This window comes from Pectobacterium quasiaquaticum, from assembly GCF_014946775.2.
Classification (GTDB): Bacteria; Pseudomonadota; Gammaproteobacteria; order Enterobacterales; family Enterobacteriaceae; genus Pectobacterium; species Pectobacterium aquaticum.
The window spans coordinates 4,204,026-4,228,944 of the sequence record NZ_CP065177.1 but is presented as its reverse complement, the minus strand read 5'-3'; the positions used below and the strand labels follow the sequence as shown (position 1 = coordinate 4,228,944).

19 protein-coding genes and 1 pseudogene are annotated in these 24,919 nt (G+C 52.2%); 15 read left to right on the top strand and 5 right to left on the bottom strand.

The window, feature by feature from the left end:
• Positions 1 to 2: 2 nt before the first annotated feature.
• Positions 3 to 1,304 carry a murein hydrolase activator EnvC gene (gene envC / locus IG609_RS19330; protein WP_193400232.1) on the bottom strand — a complete coding sequence of 434 codons (1,302 nt, stop codon included), beginning with the start codon at positions 1,302 to 1,304 and terminating at the stop codon, positions 3 to 5.
• Positions 1,305 to 1,549: 245 nt separating this feature from the next.
• Here envC and IG609_RS19325 point away from each other — a divergent pair, with 245 nt between their 5' ends.
• The 6 genes from IG609_RS19325 (at position 1,550) to IG609_RS19300 (ending at position 6,888) form a co-directional block, all read left to right on the top strand.
• On the top strand, positions 1,550 to 1,981 hold the full coding sequence (locus tag IG609_RS19325; RefSeq protein ID WP_102116996.1) for a rhodanese-like domain-containing protein: 432 nt from the start codon (positions 1,550 to 1,552) through the stop codon (positions 1,979 to 1,981).
• A gap of 219 nt (positions 1,982 to 2,200) precedes the next feature.
• Positions 2,201 to 2,671 carry a protein-export chaperone SecB gene (secB, locus tag IG609_RS19320; protein ID WP_014913761.1) on the top strand — a complete coding sequence of 157 codons (471 nt, stop codon included), beginning with the start codon at positions 2,201 to 2,203 and terminating at the stop codon, positions 2,669 to 2,671.
• Positions 2,671 to 3,690 (top strand): NAD(P)H-dependent glycerol-3-phosphate dehydrogenase, encoded by a 1,020-nt coding sequence (gene gpsA, locus IG609_RS19315; RefSeq protein WP_193400230.1) that lies wholly within the window; start codon positions 2,671 to 2,673, stop codon positions 3,688 to 3,690. Before secB ends, gpsA begins: the two co-directional genes overlap by 1 nt.
• Positions 3,691 to 3,957: 267 nt before the next feature.
• Positions 3,958 to 4,779, top strand: coding sequence for a serine O-acetyltransferase (cysE, locus tag IG609_RS19310; protein ID WP_039364143.1), 822 nt, complete (start codon positions 3,958 to 3,960; stop codon positions 4,777 to 4,779).
• A 307-nt stretch (positions 4,780 to 5,086) separates the two neighbouring features.
• On the top strand, positions 5,087 to 5,740 hold the full coding sequence (gene pagP / locus IG609_RS19305; RefSeq protein ID WP_193400228.1) for a lipid IV(A) palmitoyltransferase PagP: 654 nt from the start codon (positions 5,087 to 5,089) through the stop codon (positions 5,738 to 5,740).
• Between the two features lie 248 nt (positions 5,741 to 5,988).
• Entirely contained in the window at positions 5,989 to 6,888 is a 900-nt protein-coding gene (locus IG609_RS19300; protein ID WP_193400226.1) for a carboxylate/amino acid/amine transporter, read from the top strand.
• Here the strand turns inward: IG609_RS19300 and metR are convergent.
• Entirely contained in the window at positions 6,794 to 7,729 is a 936-nt protein-coding gene (metR, locus tag IG609_RS19295; protein WP_193399288.1) for an HTH-type transcriptional regulator MetR, read from the bottom strand. The two genes, IG609_RS19300 and metR, sit on opposite strands and share 95 nt — an antisense overlap.
• Before the next feature lie 104 nt (positions 7,730 to 7,833).
• Between metR and metE the strand changes: the two genes are divergently transcribed.
• The 3 genes and pseudogenes from metE to IG609_RS19280 form a co-directional block, all read left to right on the top strand.
• Positions 7,834 to 10,098: a 5-methyltetrahydropteroyltriglutamate--homocysteine S-methyltransferase gene (gene metE / locus IG609_RS19290; RefSeq protein ID WP_193400223.1), complete on the top strand. Its 2,265-nt coding sequence runs from the start codon at positions 7,834 to 7,836 to the stop codon at positions 10,096 to 10,098.
• Positions 10,099 to 10,701: 603 nt separating this feature from the next.
• Positions 10,702 to 10,851, top strand: coding sequence for a hypothetical protein (locus IG609_RS19285; RefSeq protein ID WP_193401980.1), 150 nt, complete (start codon positions 10,702 to 10,704; stop codon positions 10,849 to 10,851).
• Positions 10,820 to 11,131, top strand: a pseudogene (locus IG609_RS19280) (methyl-accepting chemotaxis protein); the annotation flags it as partial. The gene IG609_RS19285 and the pseudogene IG609_RS19280, both read left to right, overlap by 32 nt.
• A 102-nt stretch (positions 11,132 to 11,233) precedes the next feature.
• On the opposite strand, the gene IG609_RS19275 reads toward IG609_RS19280, so the two are convergent.
• Complete coding sequence (locus tag IG609_RS19275; protein WP_193399285.1) at positions 11,234 to 12,061, bottom strand: dienelactone hydrolase family protein; 828 nt, start codon at positions 12,059 to 12,061, stop codon at positions 11,234 to 11,236.
• Positions 12,062 to 12,383: 322 nt separating this feature from the next.
• On the opposite strand from IG609_RS19275, the gene udp reads away from it, so the two are divergent.
• From udp to IG609_RS19250, 5 genes are all read left to right on the top strand, one after another.
• Positions 12,384 to 13,154 (top strand): uridine phosphorylase, encoded by a 771-nt coding sequence (gene udp, locus IG609_RS19270; RefSeq protein ID WP_193400221.1) that lies wholly within the window; start codon positions 12,384 to 12,386, stop codon positions 13,152 to 13,154.
• 306 nt (positions 13,155 to 13,460) lie between these two features.
• Positions 13,461 to 14,243 (top strand): tyrosine-protein phosphatase, encoded by a 783-nt coding sequence (locus IG609_RS19265; protein WP_039285206.1) that lies wholly within the window; start codon positions 13,461 to 13,463, stop codon positions 14,241 to 14,243.
• 131 nt (positions 14,244 to 14,374) lie between these two features.
• On the top strand, positions 14,375 to 16,072 hold the full coding sequence (locus IG609_RS19260) for an Hsp70 family protein (protein ID WP_193400659.1): 1,698 nt from the start codon (positions 14,375 to 14,377) through the stop codon (positions 16,070 to 16,072).
• Positions 16,073 to 16,119: 47 nt separating this feature from the next.
• Positions 16,120 to 18,120, top strand: a complete 2,001-nt coding sequence (locus IG609_RS19255) for a J domain-containing protein (RefSeq protein WP_193400661.1) — start codon at positions 16,120 to 16,122, stop codon at positions 18,118 to 18,120.
• Positions 18,117 to 18,815 (top strand): DUF1266 domain-containing protein, encoded by a 699-nt coding sequence (locus IG609_RS19250; RefSeq protein ID WP_180786786.1) that lies wholly within the window; start codon positions 18,117 to 18,119, stop codon positions 18,813 to 18,815. The genes IG609_RS19255 and IG609_RS19250 overlap by 4 nt, the downstream gene beginning before the upstream one ends.
• 74 nt (positions 18,816 to 18,889) lie before the next feature.
• Here the strand turns inward: IG609_RS19250 and ppc are convergent, their stop codons facing one another.
• The gene (gene ppc / locus IG609_RS19245; RefSeq protein ID WP_193400663.1) at positions 18,890 to 21,529 is read right to left on the bottom strand and encodes a phosphoenolpyruvate carboxylase; all 2,640 of its coding nucleotides are present in this window, start codon (positions 21,527 to 21,529) and stop codon (positions 18,890 to 18,892) included.
• A gap of 366 nt (positions 21,530 to 21,895) precedes the next feature.
• Positions 21,896 to 23,269 carry a PTS transporter subunit EIIC gene (locus IG609_RS19240; protein WP_193399279.1) on the bottom strand — a complete coding sequence of 458 codons (1,374 nt, stop codon included), beginning with the start codon at positions 23,267 to 23,269 and terminating at the stop codon, positions 21,896 to 21,898.
• A 447-nt stretch (positions 23,270 to 23,716) separates the two neighbouring features.
• Between IG609_RS19240 and IG609_RS19235 the strand changes: the two genes are divergently transcribed.
• Positions 23,717 to 24,916 carry a starvation-sensing protein RspA gene (locus IG609_RS19235; protein WP_193400664.1) on the top strand — a complete coding sequence of 400 codons (1,200 nt, stop codon included), beginning with the start codon at positions 23,717 to 23,719 and terminating at the stop codon, positions 24,914 to 24,916.
• Positions 24,917 to 24,919: the final 3 nt, after the last annotated feature.

The following is a 24,919-nucleotide window of genomic DNA, read 5'->3' as shown; positions in this document are numbered from 1 at the left end:
GACTATCTTCCCAGCCAAGGTTGTGGATTGACCGCCTGACCCTGACGACGGATTTCAAAATACAGTCCAGGCTGGCTCTGCCCGCCGCTGGTGCCGACCAACGCAATAGATTGTCCGGCCTTGACCTGAGCGCCAACGGAAACCAATGCGCTCTGGTTATAGCCGTACAGGCTCATATCGCCTTTACCATGCTGCACAACAACGACCAGCCCGTAGCCCTGTAGCCAGTCGGCCATCAGTACGGTTCCGTCGGCGATCGCCTTCACTTCCGTCCCTTCCGGTGCGGTAATCACCATGCCCTTCCAGCGCAGCTCACCCTGTAACGGTTCACCAAAGCGGTGCTCGATGCGACCGTTAACTGGCCAGATAGCTTGACCAGAAGGTCGCCCTAAACCGCCGGTTCGGGCCATAAGTGAGCGTTCACCTTCAGTCGGTTTGTAGCTGCTGCCGCTGCGTTTGGCCTGTTCTTCTTTAGCGCGAACCTTGGCGGCCTCACGTGCTTCCCGTTCGGCTCGGGCTTTCGCTTCTCGCTCAGCGCGGACGATCTGATCGCGCAACCGCGTTTCATTCTGGCGCAGTTCCGTCAACTGCTGCTGATCTTTTTCCAGCGAACTTTCCAGCGTCGACAGCGTTTTCTTGCGATCGGACTGTGCCTGCTCTAGCGTCTGCTGTTGTTGCTGTTGATCGCCCAGCAGCGTTTTTTGCTGTGCCTGTTTTTGTTCCAACTGACGCTTTTGTTCAGCCAGCTCCACACGCGTTTGCTGCAAGTCGTGGATGGATTTCTGCCGCGCTTCATTCAGATAACCGAAGTAGGCGAGGATGCGCTCGCTGCGCTGGCTTTCTTCTCCGCTCAACATTAATTGCAGTGCGCTGTGCTGACCTTGCCGGAAGGCGGCGTCAAGCTGACGGGAAAGTAGCGTTTGTTGCTTATCCTGCTGAGATTGCAGTTTGGCGATAGAGGCGCTGAGGCTGGTTAATTCTTTATTGAGTGTGGACAGCGTATTGCGCGTTTCATGCAGTTGACGACTGGCCTGAGAGATGGACTGCTCCTGCTTTTTCAACTGCTGGACTAAGACACTGCGTTGCTTTTGTTGTTCTTGAACGCTTTTTTCTTTCTCGGCGATATCGTGTTGCAGGGTCTTAAGCTGTGCCTGATTATCTTCCGCCTGGCCGAGTGCGGGCAACAACAAAACGCCAACGCAGAGCGCGTTGGCGCAGCGGGTGAGCAGCCTTTGTAATGCGGATACATGGCGATCGGCGCTACATGCTACTCGACTCTGTACAAATAACGCGTTTTTACTCATAGCGGTGAATTATTCCACGATGAACAGCGGCTTACCAGTTGTCTCTTGTCTGATTTCTATTTCCAGACGTGACAAGCATGGCACAAAGGTGGGTGTCTGGGCGCATCAATATAGAGATAAATGGAAAGCTCGCCGCAGATTCGATACGCTATATTGGCTTACTGGCTGTAATTGCCGTATCGCGCAGGTATACTCAGGAACCTTATATTTTTGTTGCTTAACTGATCCGGGAGTCGTTACACCCCATGCAAGAGATTATGCCATTCGTTAGCAAGAACCCTATTTTGAGCATCGCCTGGGTTGCGCTGTTGGTTGCGGTAATTGTACTTACTGTGAAGAGTAAACTGTCGAACGTAAAAGAAGTGGTTCGCGGTGAAGCGATCCGCCTGATTAATAAAGAAGATGCTGTCGTCGTTGATATCCGTAACCGTGACGACTATCGCCGTGGCCATATTGCCAACGCATTTAACCTGTTGCCGAACGACATTAAAAACGGCAGCGTAGGTGAACTTGAAAAACATAAATCGCAGCCGATTATCGTGGTTTGCGCCAACGGCCTCTCTTCACGCGAAGCGGCCGAGAATTTGCATAAAGCCGGTTTTGAGCGTGTGCAGGTACTGAAAGACGGCCTGGCTGGCTGGAGCGGTGAGAATCTGCCTTTAGTCCGCGGCAAATAAAATGGTTTGTGGTAAAACTATCCGCATCGTGCCAAGTGTATCAATCATACACCGTGAAAATGGCGGCGATTTTGCAGGATAACCTACAGGCTGATTGCAGTACTACCGTTATTGCAACTACAGTGATTGCAGTATGACAATGACAGAAATGTGCTGACGTCCGCCCACTTATGACGACGGAAGACGTCAAGAGAATCTAACAAAAGGGTATTACTTAACATGTCTGAACAAAACAACACAGAAATGGCTTTCCAAATCCAGCGTATCTACACCAAAGATATCTCTTTTGAAGCGCCGAATGCGCCTCAGGTGTTCCAGCAGGAATGGCAGCCGGAAGTAAAACTGGATCTGGATACGGCTTCTAGCCAACTGGCTGATGACATCTATGAAGTCGTACTGCGTGTGACCGTAACGGCTTCTCTGGGTGAAGAAACTGCATTTCTGTGTGAAGTTCAGCAAGGTGGTATCTTTACCGTTGGCGGTATCGAAGGAACTCAGTTGGCGCATTGTCTGGGTGCATATTGCCCGAACATTCTGTTCCCTTATGCGCGTGAGTGCATCACTAGCCTAGTTTCTCGCGGTACCTTCCCGCAACTGAACCTGGCACCGGTTAACTTTGATGCACTGTTCATGAATTACCTGCAGCAGCAGACCGAAGGTGAAGGCGCTGCGCAGCATCAGGATGCCTGATGAACGCGTCTGACGCTTCAATGACCGTTATCGGTGCCGGTTCGTACGGCACCGCGTTGGCCATTACGCTGGCGCGTAATGGCCATCGAGTCGTGCTGTGGGGTCACAACCCTGTGCACATTCAGGCGTTACAGGCCGCTCGCTGTAATCAGGCATTCCTGCCTGATGTGCCTTTCCCCGATTCGCTACAGCTGGAAACCAATCTGGCGCAGGCGCTTACTGCCAGCAGAAACGTGCTGGTCGTTGTGCCGAGCCATGTGTTCGGTGATGTCTTGCGTCAATTGAAACCCCACTTGCGTGCCGATGCGCGTATTGTGTGGGCGACTAAAGGGCTGGAAGCGGAAACGGGACGCTTGTTGCAAGATGTTGCACGCGAAGCGTTGGGCGAAGCCATCCCGCTTGCGGTGGTATCCGGCCCGACATTTGCCAAAGAATTAGCGGCGGGTATGCCGACGGCGATTGCGCTGGCATCAACGGACAGTGAATTTGCTGACGACCTACAACAGCTGCTGCACTGTGGGAAGAGCTTCCGCGTTTACAGCAACCCCGATTTTATCGGCGTGCAGTTGGGCGGCGCGGTAAAAAACGTCATTGCTATCGGTGCTGGGATGTCCGACGGCATTGGGTTTGGTGCCAATGCACGTACCGCTCTGATCACCCGCGGGCTGGCAGAAATGACTCGGCTTGGTGCGGCGCTGGGTGCGGATCCTACTACCTTCATGGGGATGGCCGGGCTTGGCGATCTGGTGCTGACCTGTACTGATAATCAGTCCCGTAACCGGCGCTTCGGCATGATGCTGGGACAGGGAATGGATGTACAGAGCGCGCAGGATAGCATTGGTCAGGTTGTTGAAGGGTACCGCAATACGAAAGAGGTGCTGGCATTAGCACAGCGCTACGGCGTTGAAATGCCGATTACTGAGCAACTCTGGCAGGTGCTGTATTGTGGGAAAGACGCCCGAGAGGCGGCGCTGAGCCTATTGGGGCGCACGCGTAAAGACGAAACCGCTAGGTTATAAAACACGTCGTTCCATACTCTAAATAATTCGAGCTTCAGGCAGGCGGCAAGGGAAGGAGTCCCGATGAGCTTACTTAAGTAAGTGATTCGGGTGACTGAACGCAGCCAACGCACATGAAACTTGAAGTATGACGAGTATATGCTGGGCTTCCTAATCCTGGAGGCTCATAGTATCTTCATTTTCTTGTATGCGAGCGGCGGTGCTACTAAGCCTGCCGTTTGAGAACAGATATACGTTGTGGTGTGTGGTATCTCGGAGAGTAAGGCAATGTCGACAGAAGAACTGGAACTGGTCTGGACCAATATCAAGGCAGAAGCGCGCAGTCTCGCGGACTGTGAACCGATGCTGGCCAGCTTTTTTCATGCCACATTGCTAAAGCACGAGAATTTGGGCAGCGCGCTGAGCTATATGTTGGCGAATAAGTTAGCCAATTCGATTATGCCCGCGATTGCTATTCGTGAGGTGGTAGAGGAAGCCTATCGTGCCGATCCACAGATGATCGTTTCTGCCGCGCGCGATATTCAGGCCGTCTGCCTGCGCGATCCGGCGGTGGATAAATATTCTACGCCGCTGCTCTACCTGAAAGGGTTTCATGCATTACAGGCTTACCGCATTGGTCACTGGCTGTGGTCGCAGGATCGTAAAGCGTTGGCGGTCTATTTTCAGAATCAGATCTCGGTTTCTTTCGGTGTTGATATCCACCCAGCGGCGAGAATCGGCTGCGGGATCATGCTCGATCATGCAACGGGCATTGTAATCGGCGAAACCGCTGTTGTTGAAAACGATGTTTCCATTCTGCAATCCGTGACGCTGGGTGGTACGGGTAAAACGAGCGGTGACCGTCACCCTAAAATTCGCGAAGGCGTGATGATTGGCGCGGGCGCGAAAATTCTGGGGAATATTGAGGTGGGTTGTGGCGCGAAAATTGGCGCGGGTTCTGTTGTGCTGCAATCGGTTCCTCCACATACGACGGCGGCAGGGGTTCCGGCTCGTATCGTCGGTCGCCCGGAAAGCGATAAACCCGCTATGGACATGGATCAGTATTTCAACGGGATCAATCGCGGTTTCGAATATGGTGATGGTATCTAATCCCACGACATAGGCGATTCATCGTTCTTGCTATCTCTCTGATACGGGTTCCAACCAGAATATAAACCGCCGATAAATAAGGTGGTTTTTTGTTATTTCAGCTAGGAAACGTCTGAAAGCGGAACGGAATTCACTATCTATTTAAGCAAAGTTGCTGTTTATCCCTTCATAATAGGCTGTTTTGGTTTCCCGCCTATATAGGCAGATGACGTAAACTGAACTATATATTCTGGTAAGAACCAAAAATAGTTTTGTTTGGATTACCTTTGTTTGAATGGAATCGTGACTCTGTTACAGAGAACCTTATATGTATTTGAAGCGAATTTTAATCACGTTGAGTTTGATTACACTACCCGTTGTCCCTTTTTTGAGTTACGCAGCAGAAAGCATAAATAATGTAGGGATAAATAATACGAGTAGCACGGCAAATCTCGCACCTGTCGCGGTTGATTCCAATGAGTCGGCGTCGGATAAGCAGGATGAAAGTTGGTGGCAGAGAAGTAAAAATAATCTGTCTACGACCTGGAATTCGCCGCAGAGCCACGATATTTATATCCCGACGATCACCTGGCATAACCGCTGGACGTACGATAAAGAAAAGACCGATAAATATAATGAAAGGCCGTGGGGCGCGGGCTATGGGGTTTCCCGCTTGGATAAGGATGGGGACTGGCACGGGCTTTATCTCATGGCGTTCAAGGACTCCTATAACAAATGGGAGCCTATCGGTGGCTATGGTTATGAAAAGCGCTGGCGACCAACCAGCGATCAGGATTTTCAACTGGGGCTGGGTTTTACGGCGGGTTTCACTATGCGTGATAACTGGAACTATATTCCAATTCCCGTCTTATTACCTTTGGCATCAATAAGCTACAGCAAGCTCTCTTTCCAGGCGACTTACATTCCCGGAACATACAATAACGGTAATGTTTTCTTTGCTTGGTTCAGATGGCAGATTTAATTCCACGGTCACAGGGTCTCTTTATTTGATAAAAAGAGGCCCTATTTTTTGCTAAAAGAGCAGCACTGACAGAATATATTTAATGACGTGGATTGCTCCCTGCTAAAGGCTATTTCACGTCATCTCTCTCCGTTGTGACGTTTATTTTTTGTTTGTTTACTCTTTAATCTAATGTAAACCACATTGACTGAAATTCATTCAGCCATCTCCGTTACAATGGCGATACTTTTTCCTAAGCGGATGTTGTTGTGCCATTACTTACTATCACCACTATCTTGTGGGCATTTTCATTCAGCCTGATTGGCGAATATCTGGCGGGTCAGGTTGATAGCTGGTTTTCTGCGATGTTCCGCCTGACGGCGGCGGCAGTGGTGTTTTTGCCGTTCTTACGCCTGCGCGGCTATGCCCCACGCGTTATTTTCTTGTATCTGTTAGTGGGTGCTTGCCAACTGGGTATCATGTACCTGTTCGTGTTCCAGGCTTACCTGTACCTGACCGTACCTGAGTTTTTACTCTTTACGGTGATGACGCCGCTGTACGTGACGCTGATTTACGACCTGCTTGCCCGACAGCGCCTGCGCTGGGGCTACGTGATGAGCGCTCTGCTGGCGGTATTCGGGGCGGCGGTGATCCACTATCACGGCGTGAGTGCACATTTCTGGTGGGGATTCCTGCTGGTGCAGGCAGCTAACGTGTGTTTTGCCGCCGGTCAGGTGGGTTATAAGCGTTTGATGGAGCTCTATCCGGTGCCGCAGCACTGCGCGTTTTCCTGGTTTTATCTGGGGGCGGCGATTGTGACGATAGCTGCATGGCTGCTTTTCGGCAATCTGGATAAATTACCCACTACAACCTTGCAGTGGGGCGTGTTGGTCTGGTTGGGGATTGGCGCTTCTGGCCTGGGGTATTTTATGTGGAACTATGGCGCAACTCAGGTCGATGCCGGAACGCTTAGCATAATGAACAACTTTCACGTGCCGGCTGGGCTCTTGGTCAACTTCGCTATCTGGCATAAAACGCCAGACTGGCTGAGCTTTATCGTGGGGACGATAATTATTACGTCCTCACTGTGGGTACACCAGCGTTGGGTCGTGAAGCGTCCTTCACAAATGGTAAGTGCTCACAAGCGTGCTGGCGCGCCGAACGAATAAACGCATCAATCACCGGTTGGCGCTGCTCTCCGTCACGGACGGCGGCGTACAACCGGCTCCACAGCCCGTCACCCAGCGATTTAGTCACAATCAGCCCCTGACGCTCGAAGCTTTCCACCACCCAGTGCGGTAGCGCAGCGATGCCCATGCGTGCGGCGACCATCTGAATCAGCAGCAGCGTATTGTCCACGCTTTTCAGCGTAGGGCTGACGCCGGCTGGTTGTAAAAAGTGACGCCAGACGTCCAGCCGTTGCCGCTGTACCGGATAGATCATCAGAGTCTCGGCGGTGAAATCCTCCGGTTCAATTTTCTCTTTTCCTGCCAGCGGATGGTCGGGAGCCAGTACCAGCCTGACTTCAAAATCAAACAGAGGTGAATAATGCAGACCGCTGCGCGGCATGATGTCGGAGGTCATAACCAGATCCAGCTCGCCTTGTTGAAGTGCTGGCTGAGGATCGAACGTCACGCCTGATTTAAAGTCCATCGCCACCTGCGGCCAATGCTGGTGGAACTCGTCTAGCGCAGGTGTCAGCCACTGAATACAGCTATGGCACTCAATAGCCAGACGCAGCATGGTTTGGTGCGGCTCATGGCACGACTGCAACGCCTGCTGGATTTGCGGTAACACCTGCTCTGCCAGCTGCAACAGAATTTCTCCCTGAGGCGTAAAGCGCAGCGGCTGGCTTTTACGCACGAATAGCCTGAACCCAAGGCGCTGCTCCAGATCGCTGAACTGGTGGGATAACGCCGATTGAGTTTGGTGAAGTGCAGAGGCAGCGGCGGCTAACGATCCGGTATTGCGCAGTGCTTGCAGCGTTCGCAGGTGTTTGAATTCGATCATGAGAGTCCTTCACAGTGACAGTGAATAAATTGCGCTTGTGCTTACTACACTACCTGCGGATTATGGATGTGTAAACATCTGGACGGCTAAATGAGGAATTAACGATGGCGATTGTGAATCACACACTGGGTTTTCCGCGCGTTGGACTACGCCGTGAACTGAAAAAAGCGCAGGAAAGCTACTGGGCAGGTAACGCGACACAGGAAGAGTTGCTGACCGTTGGACGTGAGCTGCGTGCGCGTCATTGGCAACAACAGAAGGATGCTGGCGTTGATCTGCTGCCAGTGGGTGATTTCGCCTGGTATGACCATGTGCTGACCACGAGTCTGCTGCTGGGTAACGTACCTGCGCGCCATCAAAATGAAGATGGCTCGGTCGATCTGGATACGCTGTTCCGTATTGGCCGCGGACGCGCGCCAACCGGTCAACCTGCTGCTGCGGCAGAAATGACCAAGTGGTTTAACACTAACTATCACTACATGGTGCCGGAATTCACCAAAGGACAGCAGTTCAAGCTGACCTGGACACAACTGCTGGATGAAGTTGATGAAGCGCTGGCGCTGGGTCATAAAATTAAACCTGTTCTGCTAGGCCCGGTGACCTACCTATGGCTGGGGAAAGTGAAAGGCGAGCAGTTTGACCGTCTGTCGCTGCTGCAGGACATTCTACCCGTTTACCAGCAGGTGCTGGCTGAACTGGCGAAGCGCGGCATTGAGTGGGTGCAGATCGATGAGCCTGCACTGGTGCTGGAACTGCCGCAAGCATGGCTGGCCGCATTTAAACCGGCTTACGATGCATTGCAGGGTCAGGTGAAACTGCTGCTGACGACCTATTTCGATAGCGTTAGCCAGAATCTGGAAACGATCAAAACGCTGCCGGTTCAGGGGCTGCATGTCGATCTGGTTCACGGTAAGGATGATGCCGCTACGCTGAGCACTCAACTGCCTGCTAACTGGGTACTGTCTCTGGGGGTGATTAACGGCCGTAACGTATGGCGTGCTGACCTGAGCAACTGGTTCGAACGTCTGCAGCCGCTGGTGGGGACGCGTGATCTATGGCTGGGCAGTTCATGTTCACTGCTGCATAGCCCTATCGATCTGAGTGTGGAAGTGCGTCTGGATGATGAAGTGAAGAGCTGGTTTGCCTTTGCCATCCAGAAATGTGCGGAGCTGTCACTGCTGTCTCAGGCACTGAACAGCGGCAATGGGCAGGCACTGGGCGCCTACAGCGCGCCGATTCGTGCTCGCCGTACCTCGACGCGTGTGAATAACGCTGCCGTTGCCCAGCGTCTGGCGGCGATTACTGCGCAGGACAGCCAGCGTCAGAACGTGTATTCGGTTCGTGCGGATGCCCAGCGTGAGCGCTTTAATCTGCCAGCATGGCCGACGACGACGATTGGTTCTTTCCCGCAAACCACCGAAATTCGCGGCCTGCGTCTGGATTTCAAACAAGGTCGTCTGGATGGCAATCACTATCGCACCGGCATTTCCGAGCACATCAAGCAGGCTGTGGCTGAGCAAGAGCGTCTGGGGCTGGACGTACTGGTGCACGGTGAAGCCGAGCGTAACGACATGGTGGAGTACTTCGGCGAGCATCTGGACGGATTCGTCTTTACCCAGAACGGCTGGGTGCAGAGCTACGGTTCTCGCTGTGTGAAACCGCCAGTCATTATTGGTGATGTGAGTCGTCCAGAAGCGATCACTGTTGAGTGGGCGAAATACGCACAGTCTCTGACCGACAAGCCGATGAAAGGCATGCTGACAGGTCCGGTGACGATCCTGTGCTGGTCGTTCCCGCGTGAAGACGTCACGCGTGAAACCATCGCTAAACAGATTGCACTGGCGCTGCGTGACGAAGTGGCAGATTTAGAAGCCGCAGGTATTGGCATCATCCAGATTGACGAACCGGCGCTGCGTGAAGGTCTGCCGCTGCACCGCTCGGACTGGGACGCTTATCTGACCTGGGCAGTGGATGCCTTCCGTCTGAATGCCGCCGTGGCGAAAGATGACACGCAGATCCACACCCATATGTGTTATTGCGAGTTCAACGACATCATGGATTCTATCGCCGCGCTGGATGCAGACGTGATTACGATTGAAACCTCTCGTTCCGATATGGAATTGCTGGAGTCGTTTGAAGAATTCGAATACCCGAATGAAATCGGTCCCGGCGTTTATGATATTCACTCCCCGAACGTACCGAGCGTGGAATGGATGGAAGACCTGCTGAAGAAAGCGGCACAGCGTATTCCCGCTGAACGCCTGTGGGTGAACCCGGATTGCGGTCTGAAAACCCGTGGCTGGCCGGAAACGCGTCAGGCTCTGGCGAATATGGTTCAGGCAGCACAGCGTCTGCGTGAAACCCAGTAATAATTAGTGGCTAATGCAATCAGGGAGGCGATGGCCTCCCTGAGCTTTTATAGCTAACGAGTAGATAAAAATACGCATTATTTTTCTCCCTCTCGGCTGTTTATTATTTCTACCCTGCAAATCTTCTTCCTTCCTGAAAATTAACTATATTGTCTTTTCTTTAATAAAACTCCCGCTCTATTCCCCGTATTTTTCTGCATTGACTGATAGGTTATTTTTTCGAAAAGGATTATTTATTCGCTATGAATATATTGATTCATCGGTAGAGTTAATCGATGCCGTCATAAAGCTAGGGAATATTGTGCCGATAAGGTAGACGATATGGAAGCGGCTCTGGATGTACCCATGGAGCGAGGTTTTTTTATTTTTTAACGTTTTACTGATGTTGAACGTGCACCTGCAATTACTCATCTATGAGTATTTATTTACACCCATACAACCTATTTATTTTCCCGAAAAAAACGATAATTCCCCACACTGCGGCGTTATGATACGAGCAGCAGTCATTATTATGTATTACCTAAAATGAGTGAGACATGAGTTTAGCGAATTGGCTATCGATTAGGAGGCGGATTTGCCATCTTGATTCTGATGTTATTTACCGTGAGTATTTTTTCTTTGTCTAAACTGTCCTCTTTTCAGGATGGTGCCAGAGATATCGTCAAAGAGGTTTATCCGCAAACGGTAGATGCGAATGACCTCATCGATAACGTGAATGGGCATTATCAGCGAGATTTCGCAGGCCAGCCGTGAGCAGAGCGACGGCATTAACCAGATGAATCTGGCGATTGGACAGATTGATACCACGACCCAGCAGAATATGGCTCTGGTTGAAGAGTCGGCCTCTGCGGCACTGTCTCTGCAAGCACAGGCCTCTGTCCTGGCGGAAGCGGTAAGCGCGTTTAAGTTGCAGTCATATGGCAGCGGCAAAACCGCTTCTTATGCATCGGCACCAATGCGTACGCCAACGCTGTCTTTAGCGCCAGCGGCAGCGAAAGACAAGGGCAATGACGGCGACTGGACGACGTTCTAAGGCTGTCTGTCTCTGTAAAACAGTAAAAAGGTAAAACGCCAACGCCACCATTGTTCGGTGGCGTTTTAGATCGTGGATAAGAACGAAAATGGTGTGATGGCGTTACGCCACGCCGTTTTTCTGGAACCACGCCAGCATATGCTGCCAGCCGTCGCGTGCGGATTCTGCATGATAGCTGGGGCGGTAATCAGCATGAAAAGCATGACCGGCATCGGGATAGACAATGATATCTGCCTCCGCATTGGCAGCACGCAGCGCCTGCCGCATGGTATCCACTTGTTCTAGCGGAATACTCCCGTCTTTCGCACCGTACAACCCCAGCACTGGGGCTGCTAATTCTGTTGCAATATCGACGGGATGTTTAGGGCTATTCAACGTTTTCTCACCCGTACATTTGCCGTACCAGGCAACGGCCGCCTTGAGCTGTGGATTATGCGCGGCGTAGAGCCAGGTGATGCGTCCGCCCCAACAGAAACCCGTTATCGCCAGCTTACTGGCGTCGCCGCCCTGTTTAATCGCCCAGTTGGCCGTGTGATCGAGATCGGATAGCACCTGCGTATCGGGCACCTTATACACCAGCTCGGTCAGGATTCGCTGAATATCGTTATAGTGGCTGGGGTCGCCCTGACGAAAATACAGCTCTGGTGCAATGGCCATATAGCCTCGTTTGGCCAGCCTGCGGCAAACGTCCTGAATGTGTTGATGAACGCCGAAAATCTCCTGCACCACCAGAATGATAGGGAGCGGCTTGTCATGGTTCGCCGGTCTGGCGATATACGCAGGCAACTGCTCGCCCTGAGAAGAAATAGTGGTTTCACTGGCAATGATACCGACAGAATCCGTCGTAATGATGGAGGAGGTCTGCGGTTCTACCGCTGGGGATAGCCCCTGAGGAAGATGTTTGAAGGTTGTCTGTTCATCAGTCTTCATTACGCGCACTCCTGTTATCGGCCGATTTTCATGTGAAAGAGGGATCTCAGAATATCCATCATAAATACTATTAATGATTAAAGAATCTACACTAGAAGACAATTAATCGGCAAAAATGAATTCCCCGTCCAATAAATAGTGATTTAAATCACATTTTTTATGTATGTTGATATTTGTTTCTTTTTTATCGGTGATTCTCGTCACTTAAAAAAACGTCATGATGCGCTAGAGTCTTTTTATTGCACGGACGCCTACAGGCTGCGTTTATGGTGCGTCCAGCACGATTTCTCTGAATACCCAATTGATTGCCCGGGAGGCAGTTATGTCTACATCTGATGTGTTCCATCTTGGTTTGGTCAAGAACGATTTACAGGGCGCGACGCTGGCTATCGTCCCCGGCGATCCTGAGCGTGTTGAAAAAATTGCTCGCCTGATGGATAACCCGGTACATCTGGCATCACACCGTGAATTTACGTCCTGGCGTGCGGAGCTGGACGGCAAGGCAGTGATTGTTTGCTCGACCGGTATCGGTGGCCCGTCAACATCAATTGCGGTCGAAGAATTGGCACAGCTCGGCATCCGTACTTTCCTGCGCGTCGGTACGACGGGGGCGATTCAGTCCGGTATCAATGTCGGCGATGTGCTAGTAACCACGGCAGCCGTTCGCCTTGATGGGGCGAGCCTGCACTTCGCGCCAATGGAATTCCCTGCCGTGGCTGATTTCGGCTGTACCACCGCGCTGGTGGAAGCGGCGAAGGCATCGGGCGCGGCGTTGCACGTGGGCATCACAGCATCTTCCGATACGTTCTATCCGGGTCAGGAACGCTATGACACCTTCTCTGGACGCGTGGTACGTCGTTTCCGCGGTTCGATGGAAGAATGGCAGAGCATGGGCGTGCTGAACTATGAAATGGAATCCGCCACGCTGCTGACGATGTGCGCCAGCCAGGGATTAAAAGCGGGCATGATCGCGGGCGTGATCGTGAACCGTACTCAGCAGGAAATCCCGGATGCGGCGACGATGAAGCTGGCCGAAACCACCGTCGTCAAGGTGTTGCTGGATGCAACCCGCCGCTTGTTAGCCGCTGAATAAGCACAAAAATTGATGGTATTTTGGGCTGGTCATCGTCGATGCCAGCCCGTATCCTGATATACCCGTCATTCTTCAAGCTGCATGTGCGTTGGCTGCGTTCGCTCACCCGAATCACTTACTTGAGTAAGCTCATCGGGATTCCTTCTCTTGCCGCGTTACGAGGCTCATAAATGAACCTCGCCCTAGCGGGTCAACGCTTTGCGTTGTTCAAAACGATAACGTTTTGTCCTGCAACTTGAATTATTTAGGGTATACACTAAATAGCTCAAGTTGCCTTGCTCGCCTTTCAACCTCGCAAGGAGATGTATGACCGAACCAACGTTGCTTCATCCTTCTTTATTACCGCTGGACGGCGGAATCAACTTCCGCGATTTAGGCGGTAACCGCGCTGCTGATGGGCGGCTTATCCGACACGGTAAACTTTTTCGCTCCGGCTCGCTGGATTTGCTGAGTCAGGCTGACTGTGAACACCTTGCGGGCGTGCCGATTTCCCACGTGGTGGACTATCGGGATGCTGATGAAATTGCGCAGAAGCCCGACGTCTTGTGGACGGGGGCGAATTACCACGCTTACCCAGCCAACCCATTGCGCCATGAAGTGACGGCTAATCTGGATTCATTGGGATCCGATGTGCTGGCGGCGTTTGATTCCCGCGCATTCATGTTGGAGCTTTACCGCCGTCTGCCTTTCAATAACTCAGCCTATAAACAGCTGGTATCGCTGCTATTGCGGCCGGATGAGGGCGGGCTGGTACAGCACTGCGCCGTCGGTAAAGATCGCACCGGTATCGGTTCGGCGCTGGTGATGTTTGCGCTGGGGGCAGATGAGCAGACGGTGATGGAAGATTACTTGCTCACCGAGACGACGCTGACGCCCTTCCGCCAGCAACTACTGACACATCTGTCGGCAACGCTGAATGAAAAAGCGCTGGGACAGTTCTCTTATGTGCTGTCGGTGCAGGAAGAGTTCATCGTGACGGCGTTGCAGGCCATCTACGAACGGCATGGTTCGATCGATAGTTGGCTTGAGGTGGAATACGGGCTGGATAATCGTGCGCGGAATTATTTGCAGGATAAATATCTGGCGTAATTTAGAATAGGACGTTTTTTAAGTTCGTTATTGTGTTCATAATTAGTCCTACTATCGGTTAATTCTATTCAGCTTACCCACGCCCGATGAATTTCATCAGGCGTTTTGCGTTTATTCAATCAGGGAGGAATATGTCTCATATCATAGGGATTGATTTAGGTACGACAAATAGTCTGGCTTCATTTTGGGACGGCGAGAAAGCCGTACTGATTCCTAATGCACACGGTGATTACCTCACCCCCTCAGTTATCGGCCTTGATGATAACGGCGACCTATTGGTGGGGCGTGTGGCTAAAGAGCGTTTGATTACTCACCCGCTTAAAACCGCAGCATTGTTCAAACGCTACATGGGGACGAAAAAGGCCTATTCGCTTGGTAATGTACAGACCTACCAGCCTGAGGAATTATCTTCTTTTCTGCTACGCGTGTTGAAAGCTGATGCTGAAGCATTTCTTGGTGCGCCCGTGACAGAAGCGGTCATCAGCGTGCCTGCTTACTTTAATGACAAACAACGCAAAGCAACGCAGATTGCAGGGCAGCTAGCTGGCCTCAAGGTTGAACGTTTGGTGAATGAGCCGACGGCCGCTGCGTTAAGTTACGGGTTGCACATCAATGCACCAGAAAACCGTTTTTTAGTATTCGATCTGGGCGGTGGCACCTTCGATGTGTCGGTCCTGACGCTATTTGACGGCATTATGGAAGTGAACGCCACAGCAGGGCACAACACACTAGGGGGCGAAGATTTTGTCGATACGTTGGTAAAAGCGTTTCTGAATACGCATGCGCTGACGTCGCTCGACTTGTCAGAAATGAGTCGCCTGCGCCAGCATATCGAAGGAATGAAACGGGAATTGACGCTGCAACATGAGGCGTCGATAGCGCCAGAGTTCGGTGGCGTATCGTATCCATGGCGCCTCACCCGCGATGATTTTGAATCACTTTGCACTCCTTTAATTGATGCGTTACGCCAGCCTATCGAACGGGCATTGAATGACGCGGCTATTACCCCGCGTGATTTGAATTGCGTCATTCTGGTCGGGGGTGCTAGCCGTATGCCCGTGGTGAGAAGCCTGGCTGCCAAACTATTTGGTCAGTACCCGATCGCGACGCTAAATCCTGATGAAATCGTGGCGTTGGGTGCTGCCGTGCAGGCTGGGCTCAAGGCGCGTAGCCAAGGGCTAGCGGAGGTCGTGCTGACTGACGTCTGCCCGTTTACCCTAGGGCTAGAAACGGCACGCCGCTTGCCGAATGGACATCTGGAGAGCGGTTATTATACGCCGATCATTGATCGTAATACGGTTGTCCCCGTGAGCCGGGAAAAGGTGTTCAGCACCTGTCATGAAGGGCAAACCAACATGCTGCTGCAAATCTATCAGGGGGAAAGTCGCCTGACGCGTAATAACGTCAAATTGGGTGAGCTGGAAATTGAGTTTCCGCCCACACCGGAAGATGAACCCATTGTGCGTGTGCGTTATACCTACGATATCAACGGCATTTTGGAAGTGCAGGCGACAGACCTCCATGAGGGCAACAGTAAATCAACGGTTATCCGCAATGATAGCTGTGATTTGTCGGACGCTGAGATACAGGCGCGCTTACAGCAGTTGGCAGAGATAAAAATACACCCGCGTGAGCGTATGGAGAGTCGATTGTTACTGGCACGCGGTGAGCGTTTATATGAGCAATTAATGGGCGAAGCGCGAGAACGTATTGCGCATGAATTGCAAGTTTTTGAAGATGCATTGGAAACGCAGGATACATTACATATTCGTCGGGTAACAAAAGAAATACAGAGCGTATTTGATGAGATGGAGCCTCATTCGTTATGAAAACGTCATGCTGGGTATTTTTAGGGATTGAGGAAACGGTCGACCAAATGGCTATTCGACGTGCGTATGCGCGTTTGTTGCGGCAGCATAATCCAGAAGATGATGCCGAAGCGTTTAAAGCGCTCCGCGCTGCGTACGAAGAAGCGCTCTTGCAGGCCCGCTATCTGGTGGCTAAAGGGGATGCCGAGCAGCAGGAAAACCCTGCGCCAGAGACGGCAGCAGAGGCTGAGAACATTAGCAATCCTGCGGCTAACACGGCGAACGATGACATTGCTTTAATGCAGGATACGATGCAGCAAATTGAAGCGATAAAGCAGCGTGTGGCGGCAATCTATGCGGATTTTCAGTGTCGTATCGACGATGAGGTGTGGCGTGACGTGCTATCAACATCGGTACTCGATCGTCTTGAAATCAAACAGCCTGTTTCACTGTGGCTGTTTGGTTTTTTAGGCCACTGTGCTTTCTTACCCGATACGGTGAAGCAGCACTTACTGGAAACCTTCGACTGGGAACATAACTCGTTACTGCTAAAGCGACATTATTCATCACAGCAGGTGGAGAATGTGTTGGAATGGCTGAATGATGAGGATGTCTGGCATATCCCAGTGCGTGGATTGAGGTTGCCTTCCGGCTTGACTGGAGAGGACGTCGACCGTTATTTCCACGATAGGGAACAGTTGGTTCGCATCGTTTATCAGCGTGATCGCGCGGCATTTGATCGACAACTAGCGCAGGTGTTAGCGCGAGAGATCTGCGATCCAGAGCTGCTCTGTTGGGCTATCGCCCACTACCATCGCCTTGGTGATTTTTCCCCCGCTCGTGAATGCTGTCGTCAGTTAATTGCAATGGTGCCGGAGCAAATAGACGGTTACCTGCGATTAGCGCAGATCGAGCTGCATGACCGACAGTATCTACGTGCTGCCGATGCGTTTAATCAGGTGCTGGAGATGCAAAGCGACCATGCCGTGGCGTTGAAGGGATTGGCTGGCTGTTTTCTGGCTCAAGGTCTGCTCTTTGAAGCTCGGGAACTGTATCGCTATCTTTGCATGCTGGTGCCGTATGACGTAGAAGCGCAGATTCAGGTGCTTAAAATCAATGCGCAGACCATTGCTGGTGGTTTCGCGACGATTAAACCGAAGCGTTACAGCATGGAATACTGTGAAGAAGTCGCAGAATGCTACCTGCAAAATGGTGCTTATACACTGAGTATTAATTTTATCCGCCATCTGATGGCTCGAGCAGAATACAACGCTACGTCACCCTGGCGCTTTATTAGGGGGAGTATTTTTGAGGTCATCTACCGCTCACTTTTCGTCAAGCATGGTGATTTCAGCCAGCGTCATCTTTCCTCGACGCTCTATATGACGCTTGGCGATGCCTATTATCGGTTGAAGCAGTATGAGGACGCACGGCAGGCCTATACATGGGCGATGGAAGAGGCGCAGCGGCAAGGAGAAAATGGCTACGATGCGCGGATTCGCTTAGCGCGAACCCTGTACGAAATGGAGACGTACAAGGACATGATCCCGCTATTGGAAAATGTATTGAGCTATCATCAGGACAATTCCGATGTCTGGTTTATGCTCTCGGAGGCTTTCCGTTTTACTGATGAGCCTGATAAGGCATTGGAGTGTGTGAATAAAGCTATCGCGCTGGATGCATCACATTGGGTGTATTTTTCCGCCCGTTCGATAATGTTGCTTTATACCTTTCATCGTTACCATGAAGCGTTACCGGATCTGGATTTTGCGGTGAGGTGCAAACCGTCCGATGATGGACTCTGGCATCGTCGCGGCATATGTCTAAGTCGCTTAGGGAGACACCGTGAAGCGATAGACTGTTTTGACGAAGCGATCGAGTGGGGCACTCGGCGGTCGATTACCGCACTGGAGTTGTTGAAATCTGCCTGTGAATTAGGCTTGTATGATAAGGCCCAGCGTGGCGCGAAGTTATACCAGGAATACGGCGGCGATATGGATGAGATCGGCGAATGGTTAATGAAGCTGGAGCGGATAGCGCCGGGGCGGCAGGGAGTAGATAACGCATGACCGTGGAAAATCAGGAAAATACGCAGCCTTTATCCAAAACTCAGCTATGGGGGCTGGCGCTGTCAGCCATTCTGACGGAAATGAATCGCGATCGCCATGATGTGCTGGATGGCGGGGGTGATAAACAGGAAGCGCTGAGGGCGATCCGCCATATTCTGAAACGGGATTGGGGCATTGAAACTCGCGAAGCGCTGCTGCGCCAGATCCATCGCCTGCTCAATGGTCACGGACACGGGCCTGGTTACCGCCGTCTACAGCATAGGCTGTCTGCGATGTCTGAAGCGGAGATGGATGCGTATATCCAGCGCCATCAACATGATGAAGAACATCACAGTGAATTACTGATCGTGAGGCTCAATCGGTTTGCGTTGGATCGTACCGGGATTGATGCCTGGGACGAAGGGCGTAGCGTCAACCTGTGCCGCTGGGGGATGGCGGTGGGTATGGTGGGCGAAGAGGAAGGTTGGGATATGATCATGTCTATGGCGCGGGATGCGCAACAGAAATATGACAGTTGGTATCATTTTGCCATTAGCTACGTGGTTGGGCGGCAATATTGGCGCTCGCTGGCGACGGAAGATTTTGTTAACGATCAGATGGATATTCTGCGTCGTTTAACCGGTAATCCTGAAAGTCCGTGGAACACGCTGGACTGGCATTTACCGTTAGATGGCGTCACGACGGTTATCTTTTAACCCATGTAAAGGAAGCCTCTCTGTTGAGAGGCTTCGTGAGTGAGTTAGTTTGGCGTATTAACGTGTTGTCGCAATTAACCCGTATTACGCATACCTGCCGCGACACCGGCGATCGTCACCATCAGCGCTAGCTCCAGATCGGCATCTGGTTTTTCCTGCTGACGTGAACGATGCAGCAACTCGGCCTGCAATACGTTCAGAGGATCGGTATAGACGTTACGTAATGCGATCGACTCGGCGATCCACGGCAGATCCGCCATCAGGTGATCGTCGTTAGAGATCGCCAGCACGATGTTGATATCGGCGGCCAACTGATCGCGCAGCTGTTGCCCTAACGGCCACAGCTTCTCTTCGACCAGACGCTGATCGTAATACTCCGCCAGCCACAGGTCGGCTTTGGCGAACACCATCTCCAGCATACCGATACGCGTCGAGAAGAACGGCCAGTCGCGACACATGGCTTCCAGCTGTTCCTGCTTACCGTCATCCACCACTTTCTGCAACGCGGCACCTGCACCCAGCCACGCTGGTAGCATCAGACGGTTCTGCGTCCAGGCGAAAATCCACGGGATAGCACGCAGGCTTTCCACACCGCCGTTCGGACGACGCTTGGCCGGACGTGAACCCAGCGGCAGTTTACCCAGCTCCAGCTCCGGCGTCGCGGCGCGGAAGTAAGGGACGAAATCTGGGTTCTCACGCACGTAGCCACGGTACATCTCGCAGGACACGCGGGACAGCTCATCCATCACCTCGTGCCATTCCTGTTTTGGTTCCGGCGGCGGCAGCAGGTTTGCTTCCAGAATCGCACCGGTATACAGCGCCAGACTGCTGATGGTGACTTCCGGCAGGCCGTACTTAAAGCGGATCATCTCGCCCTGTTCCGTCACGCGCAGGCCACCTTTCAGGCTACCCGGCGGTTGTGACAACAGCGCAGCATGAGCCGGTGCGCCACCGCGACCGATGGAACCGCCGCGTCCGTGGAACAGCGTTAATGCGATACCTGCTTTCTCACAGGTTTTGATCAGCGCGTCCTGTGCACGATATTGCGCCCAGGATGCGGCCATCACGCCCGCGTCTTTCGCAGAGTCGGAATAGCCGATCATGACCATCTGCTTGCCCTGAATAAAGCCGCGATACCAGTCGATACTCAGCAACTGCGTCATGACATCATCGGCGTTGTTCAGGTCGTCCAGCGTTTCAAACAGCGGTGCGACCGGCAAGGCAAATGGGCAGCCCGCTTCTTTGAGCAGCAGTTGAACGGCCAGCACGTCGGAAGGCGTGCGCGCCATTGAAATGACATAGGCTGCGACTGAACCGATTGGCGCTTTGGCGATGACACGACAGGTATCCAGCACTTCTTTGGTCTCCGCACTCGGCTCCCAGTAGCGCGGCAGGAGCGGGCGCTTGGAGCTCAGTTCACGGATCAGGAAGGCTTGCTTATCGGACTCTGACCAGCTTTCGTAGTCGCCCAGACCCAGATAGCGGGTAATTTCAGCCAGCGCTTCGGTGTGGCGGGTACTTTCCTGACGGACATCGATGCGTACCAAAGGCACGCCGAAGCAGCGCACGCGACGCAGCGTATCCAGCAGGCGACCATCGGCGATGATGCCCATGCCGCAGGTTTTCAGCGATTGGTAGCAGGCGTGGAGCGGTTCCCAAAGCTGTTCGTTGGTAACCAGCAGATCTTTAGGAGGCAGACGCTCTTCACCCGTCAGACGGGCTTCCAGATAGCTCAGCGTACTGCTCAACTGCGAACGCAGCGACTTCATGATGGCGCGGTACGGTTCCTGTACCTCGCTGCCGCCGGCCAGCTCCAGCAACTCCGGCGTACATTCGGACATCGACAGCTCGGAAACCAGCACCTGAATATCACGCAGGAACAGATCGGCCGCTTTCCAACGGCTGAGTAACAGCACATGGCGAGTGACTTCCGCCGTGACGTTCGGGTTACCGTCACGGTCGCCGCCCATCCAGGACGTAAAGCGCACCGGAACCGCATCAACGGGCAGACGGTAGCCAAAAGCCTGTTCCAGCTGTTCATCCAGCTCGCGTAAAAACGCAGGCACACCTTCCCACAGGCTGTTTTCCACCACGGCAAAGCCCCACTTGGCTTCATCTACCGGGGTAGGACGAATTTTACGGATTTCATCGGTATGCCAGGACTGTGCGATCAGCTGGCGCAGGCGGCGCATGATCTGATTACGTTCATAATCAGCCAGATCGTTATGGTCGAGTTGCTTGAGGCAGGTATTCACTTCCACCAGTTTGTGGATCAGCGTCCGGCGGGTAATTTCGGTCGGGTGCGCTGTCAGCACCAGCTCGATCGACAAGGACTCTACCGCGTCACGGATATCGCGTTCGGTCAGATTTTTACTTTCTTTCAGGCGCTCAAAGGCGTTGGAAAGCTGTGCCGGGTTACTCGCGGCTTCACCGTGCGGTGAAATCGTATGGTACTGCTCAGCGGTATTGGTCAGGTTAAGGAACTGGCTGAATGCACGAGCAACCGGCAACAGTTCATCGTTAGACAGGTTTTGCAGCGTGGTCAGCAGCTCCTGACGATGTTTTTCATTACCTGCGCGGGAAGACTTTGACAGCTTGCGGATTGTTTCGACTTTATCAAGGATGTTTTCACCCAGCGCTTCCTTGATGGTATCGCCGAGAAGCTTGCCGAGCATACTGACGTTACTGCGCATTGCGGAATATTGTTCGTTCATAGTTACCCTGACCATCCCTACCATTTTTGTAAGTTTATTTCACTTGACATATTTTGACGCACTGCCTCCATCTAGCCACGATAAGGCGGATTCGTCAATTGACGATTCTTTCTTCTCCTTATTCTTTGTACTTGCATTGAGGCGGGCTTGGCAATTTGTGAAATTTAATTACAGGGGCGCGGATATTAGGCTAACTAATATACTCGTCATACTTCAAGTTGCATGTGCGTTGGCTACGTTCAGTCACCCGAATCACTTACCTGAGTAAGTTCATCGGGATTCCTTCGCTTGCCGCCTTCCTGAAACTCGAATTATTTAGAGTATCGCGGAGGGGGATGGCGGGGCGCAAAGGCCCCGCGAGTGCGGTTATGCCTGTTTGGACGCTCTGACGACCAGAATATAAGTCAGCGTGAAAGAAAGCACGATGGCGATGGCCATGCCGGATACCGCGTAGCTAAAGTACGGGCCGATATAGGCTGGCAGGCTGAAAATACTCGACAAGATGTAGCCATACAGCCGGACACCGAAGTACGCGATAAAGGCCGAGGCGATGGAGCTGGCAATAGTGGCGGAGATAAACGCTTTTTTATACTTGGTCAGTACGCCGAACAGCGCCGGTTCGGTAATACCGAGCAGCGCGGAAACCCCAGCAGACAGCACGACGGATTTATCCTGACGGGTTTTGGCATGGAAGTAGATGGCAAACGTGGAACCCGCAATCGCCATGTTAGCCATACACATCATTGGCATCAGCATATCAAAGCCCTGATTGCTGAAATTTTGCAGCGCAATCGGTGTCATCGCGTGATGCATGCCAGTCAGAATCGCGACAGGTCGAATCGCACCAACCACGAAACCAGCAAAGATAGACGACACATCGAACAGGCTCTGAATAAACAGTGCCAGCAGTTTACCGAGGTAGATCCCGAATGGCCCGATAACGGTGAGCGACACCAGTGCGGCGATAAACAGCGTCAGCGTTGGGGTAAACACGGTTTTCAGCACCGAAGGCATGATGCGGTCGACCCAACGATGGATATAGCTCAGTGCCAACACGGAGAAAATCACTGGGATGACGCTGGCGGCATAGTTGAACACCGGAATGGGTAGCACACCGATGAAGTAAAAGGCGCTGACCGCATTAGGGCTATTGCTGGCTAGTGCCTTCGCCGCTTCTATCAACGATGGGTACATCAGGCAGGCTGCAACAGCCGCTGCCAGATATTCGCTTGTTTTAAAGATCCTGGCTGCGGAGATGGCGAGGAAGAAAGGTAAGAAATAGAACACACCGCTGGCGATCAGATCGAGGACGATCACGGTATCGGTTTTGGCAGAGACCACTTTCAAGGCGATCAGCCCTGCCAGCAGCCCTTTGATCATCCCCGCACCCGCGATAGCAGGGACGATCGGACCAAATACGCCGGAAACCGTATCCATGAACAGCGAAACCAGCCCCTTCTTCTGCTTCTGCACGTCTGGCTGCGATGTCGTTGTAGGCGAAAGCTGGGCGTTCAGCAGTTCGTAATACTCATTGACCTGTGGCCCGATAATAATCTGAAACTGTTCACTCTGGTGTTGCGCACCTAATATACCGGGCAGATTTTTGATCGCCTCGGTTTGCACTTTATTTTCATCAATTAAATCAAACCGAAGCCGTGTCATGCAGTGCCAGGCTTTATTTATATTATCGTTTCCGCCAACCAGTTTAATGATTGACTGAATAACCTCATTTTTTCCCATGGAATAAACTCCCCGCATATATCCGTCATAATTCAAATTGCATGTGCGTTGGCTTCGTTCAGTCACCCGAATCACTTACTTGAGTAAGCTCATCGGGATTCCCTCGCTTGCCGCCTTCCTGAAATTCGAATTATTTAGGGTATAGCCTTATGTTATTTTTGGCCGAATTATTTCCACCGATAGTAAAAACTTAAAGAAGAAAAAACAAACCAATAAAACATGAAGTTCGTCACATGGTTAGTCTATAAGGGGATATTTGTTGCCATTATTCGATAATTGGTCTGGTTTTTTAATCAATTAGATGGGTTTTTCAAACCAAAATAAATCTTTTAAATAAGAGGTTTACAATAAAAGAAAAAATAAGTAGAAAACAAAAAAAGAAACTAATTTTAGACTGTGTTTTTGCCGGGTAGCGCTATTCCGGTAAATGCTCTGGAGGATATTTTTGTGTTGCCGACAATCATTACTGACATTGAATGTCTTGTTACCCGCCCTGACCGCCATAATTTAGTGACGGTGGTGGTTCACACGGATAAAGGCGTGACGGGTTATGGCTGTGCGACCTTCCAGCAGCGCCCGCTGGCCGTCAAAGCGATGGTGGACGAGTATCTCAAACCGCTGCTGCTAGGACGAGATGCTAACCACATTGAAGACCTGTGGCACATGATGATGGTCAACGCCTATTGGCGTAACGGGCCGGTTATCAACAATGCGGTGGCGGGCGTCGATATGGCGCTGTGGGATATCAAGGGCAAGCTGGCGGATATGCCGCTCTATCACCTGTTTGGTGGGAAATCCCGCGATGCCATTGCCGCTTACAGCCATGCAGCCAGCGATACGCTGGACGGGCTTTATCAGGAAGTGGATCGGCTGTATGGGCAGGGCTATCGCCATATCCGCTGTCAGCTAGGATTCTATGGCGGCAATCCCGATGCGCTGCACAGCACGCGGCAGCCGACGGAGGGAGCCTATTACGATCAGGATCAGTACATGGCCAACACGCTCGCCATGTTCCGTGCGCTGCGTGAGAAATACGGCGATCGTTTCCACATCCTGCATGATGTTCATGAGCGTTTGTTCCCGAATCAGGCCGTGCAGTTCGCTAAAGCGGTAGAAGTGTATCGTCCCTATTTTATCGAAGACATTTTGCCGCCTGCGCAAAATGAGTGGCTGGCGCAGATCCGCAGCCAGAGCGCGGTGCCGCTGGCGACGGGGGAGCTATTTAATAACCCCGCCGAGTGGCAGAATCTGGTGATTAATCGTCAGGTTGATTTCATCCGCTGCCATGTCTCACAGATTGGCGGGATTACGCCGGCACTGAAGTTGGGCGCATTCTGTCAGAACTTTGGCGTTCGTCTGGCGTGGCACTGCCCGCCGGATATGACGCCTATCGGCGCCGCGGTCAACATTCATCTGAATATCCATTTGCACAACGCCGCTATTCAGGAATTTGTCGCTTACCCAGAAAATACCCGCAAGGTCTTCCCGCAGGCGGTGGAGCCGGAAAACGGCTACCTGTATCCGATTGAACGCCCCGGTATCGGCGTTGGGATCGATCTGGACGCGGCACGGCAGTTCCCCGTCGTCTATCGTCCGCACGAGTGGACGCAAAGCCGCCTGCCGGATGGCACGATGCATACGCCTTGAGTC

What these genes read in the sequence shown, in the direction of transcription:
- udp (WP_193400221.1), top strand. Translation starts at nt 12,384, where the DNA reads ATGTCTACATCTGATGTGTTCCATCTTGGTTTGGTCAAGAACGATTTA.
- IG609_RS19325 (WP_102116996.1), top strand. Translation starts at nt 1,550, where the DNA reads ATGCAAGAGATTATGCCATTCGTTAGCAAGAACCCTATTTTGAGCATC.
- metE (WP_193400223.1), top strand. Translation starts at nt 7,834, where the DNA reads ATGGCGATTGTGAATCACACACTGGGTTTTCCGCGCGTTGGACTACGC.
- secB (WP_014913761.1), top strand. Translation starts at nt 2,201, where the DNA reads ATGTCTGAACAAAACAACACAGAAATGGCTTTCCAAATCCAGCGTATC.
- IG609_RS19260 (WP_193400659.1), top strand. Translation starts at nt 14,375, where the DNA reads ATGTCTCATATCATAGGGATTGATTTAGGTACGACAAATAGTCTGGCT.
- metR (WP_193399288.1), bottom strand. Translation starts at nt 7,729, where the DNA reads ATGATCGAATTCAAACACCTGCGAACGCTGCAAGCACTGCGCAATACC.
- pagP (WP_193400228.1), top strand. Translation starts at nt 5,087, where the DNA reads ATGTATTTGAAGCGAATTTTAATCACGTTGAGTTTGATTACACTACCC.
- IG609_RS19275 (WP_193399285.1), bottom strand. Translation starts at nt 12,061, where the DNA reads ATGAAGACTGATGAACAGACAACCTTCAAACATCTTCCTCAGGGGCTA.
- ppc (WP_193400663.1), bottom strand. Translation starts at nt 21,529, where the DNA reads ATGAACGAACAATATTCCGCAATGCGCAGTAACGTCAGTATGCTCGGC.
- envC (WP_193400232.1), bottom strand. Translation starts at nt 1,304, where the DNA reads ATGAGTAAAAACGCGTTATTTGTACAGAGTCGAGTAGCATGTAGCGCC.
- IG609_RS19250 (WP_180786786.1), top strand. Translation starts at nt 18,117, where the DNA reads ATGACCGTGGAAAATCAGGAAAATACGCAGCCTTTATCCAAAACTCAG.
- IG609_RS19240 (WP_193399279.1), bottom strand. Translation starts at nt 23,269, where the DNA reads ATGGGAAAAAATGAGGTTATTCAGTCAATCATTAAACTGGTTGGCGGA.
- IG609_RS19265 (WP_039285206.1), top strand. Translation starts at nt 13,461, where the DNA reads ATGACCGAACCAACGTTGCTTCATCCTTCTTTATTACCGCTGGACGGC.
- IG609_RS19255 (WP_193400661.1), top strand. Translation starts at nt 16,120, where the DNA reads ATGGCTATTCGACGTGCGTATGCGCGTTTGTTGCGGCAGCATAATCCA.
- gpsA (WP_193400230.1), top strand. Translation starts at nt 2,671, where the DNA reads ATGAACGCGTCTGACGCTTCAATGACCGTTATCGGTGCCGGTTCGTAC.
- cysE (WP_039364143.1), top strand. Translation starts at nt 3,958, where the DNA reads ATGTCGACAGAAGAACTGGAACTGGTCTGGACCAATATCAAGGCAGAA.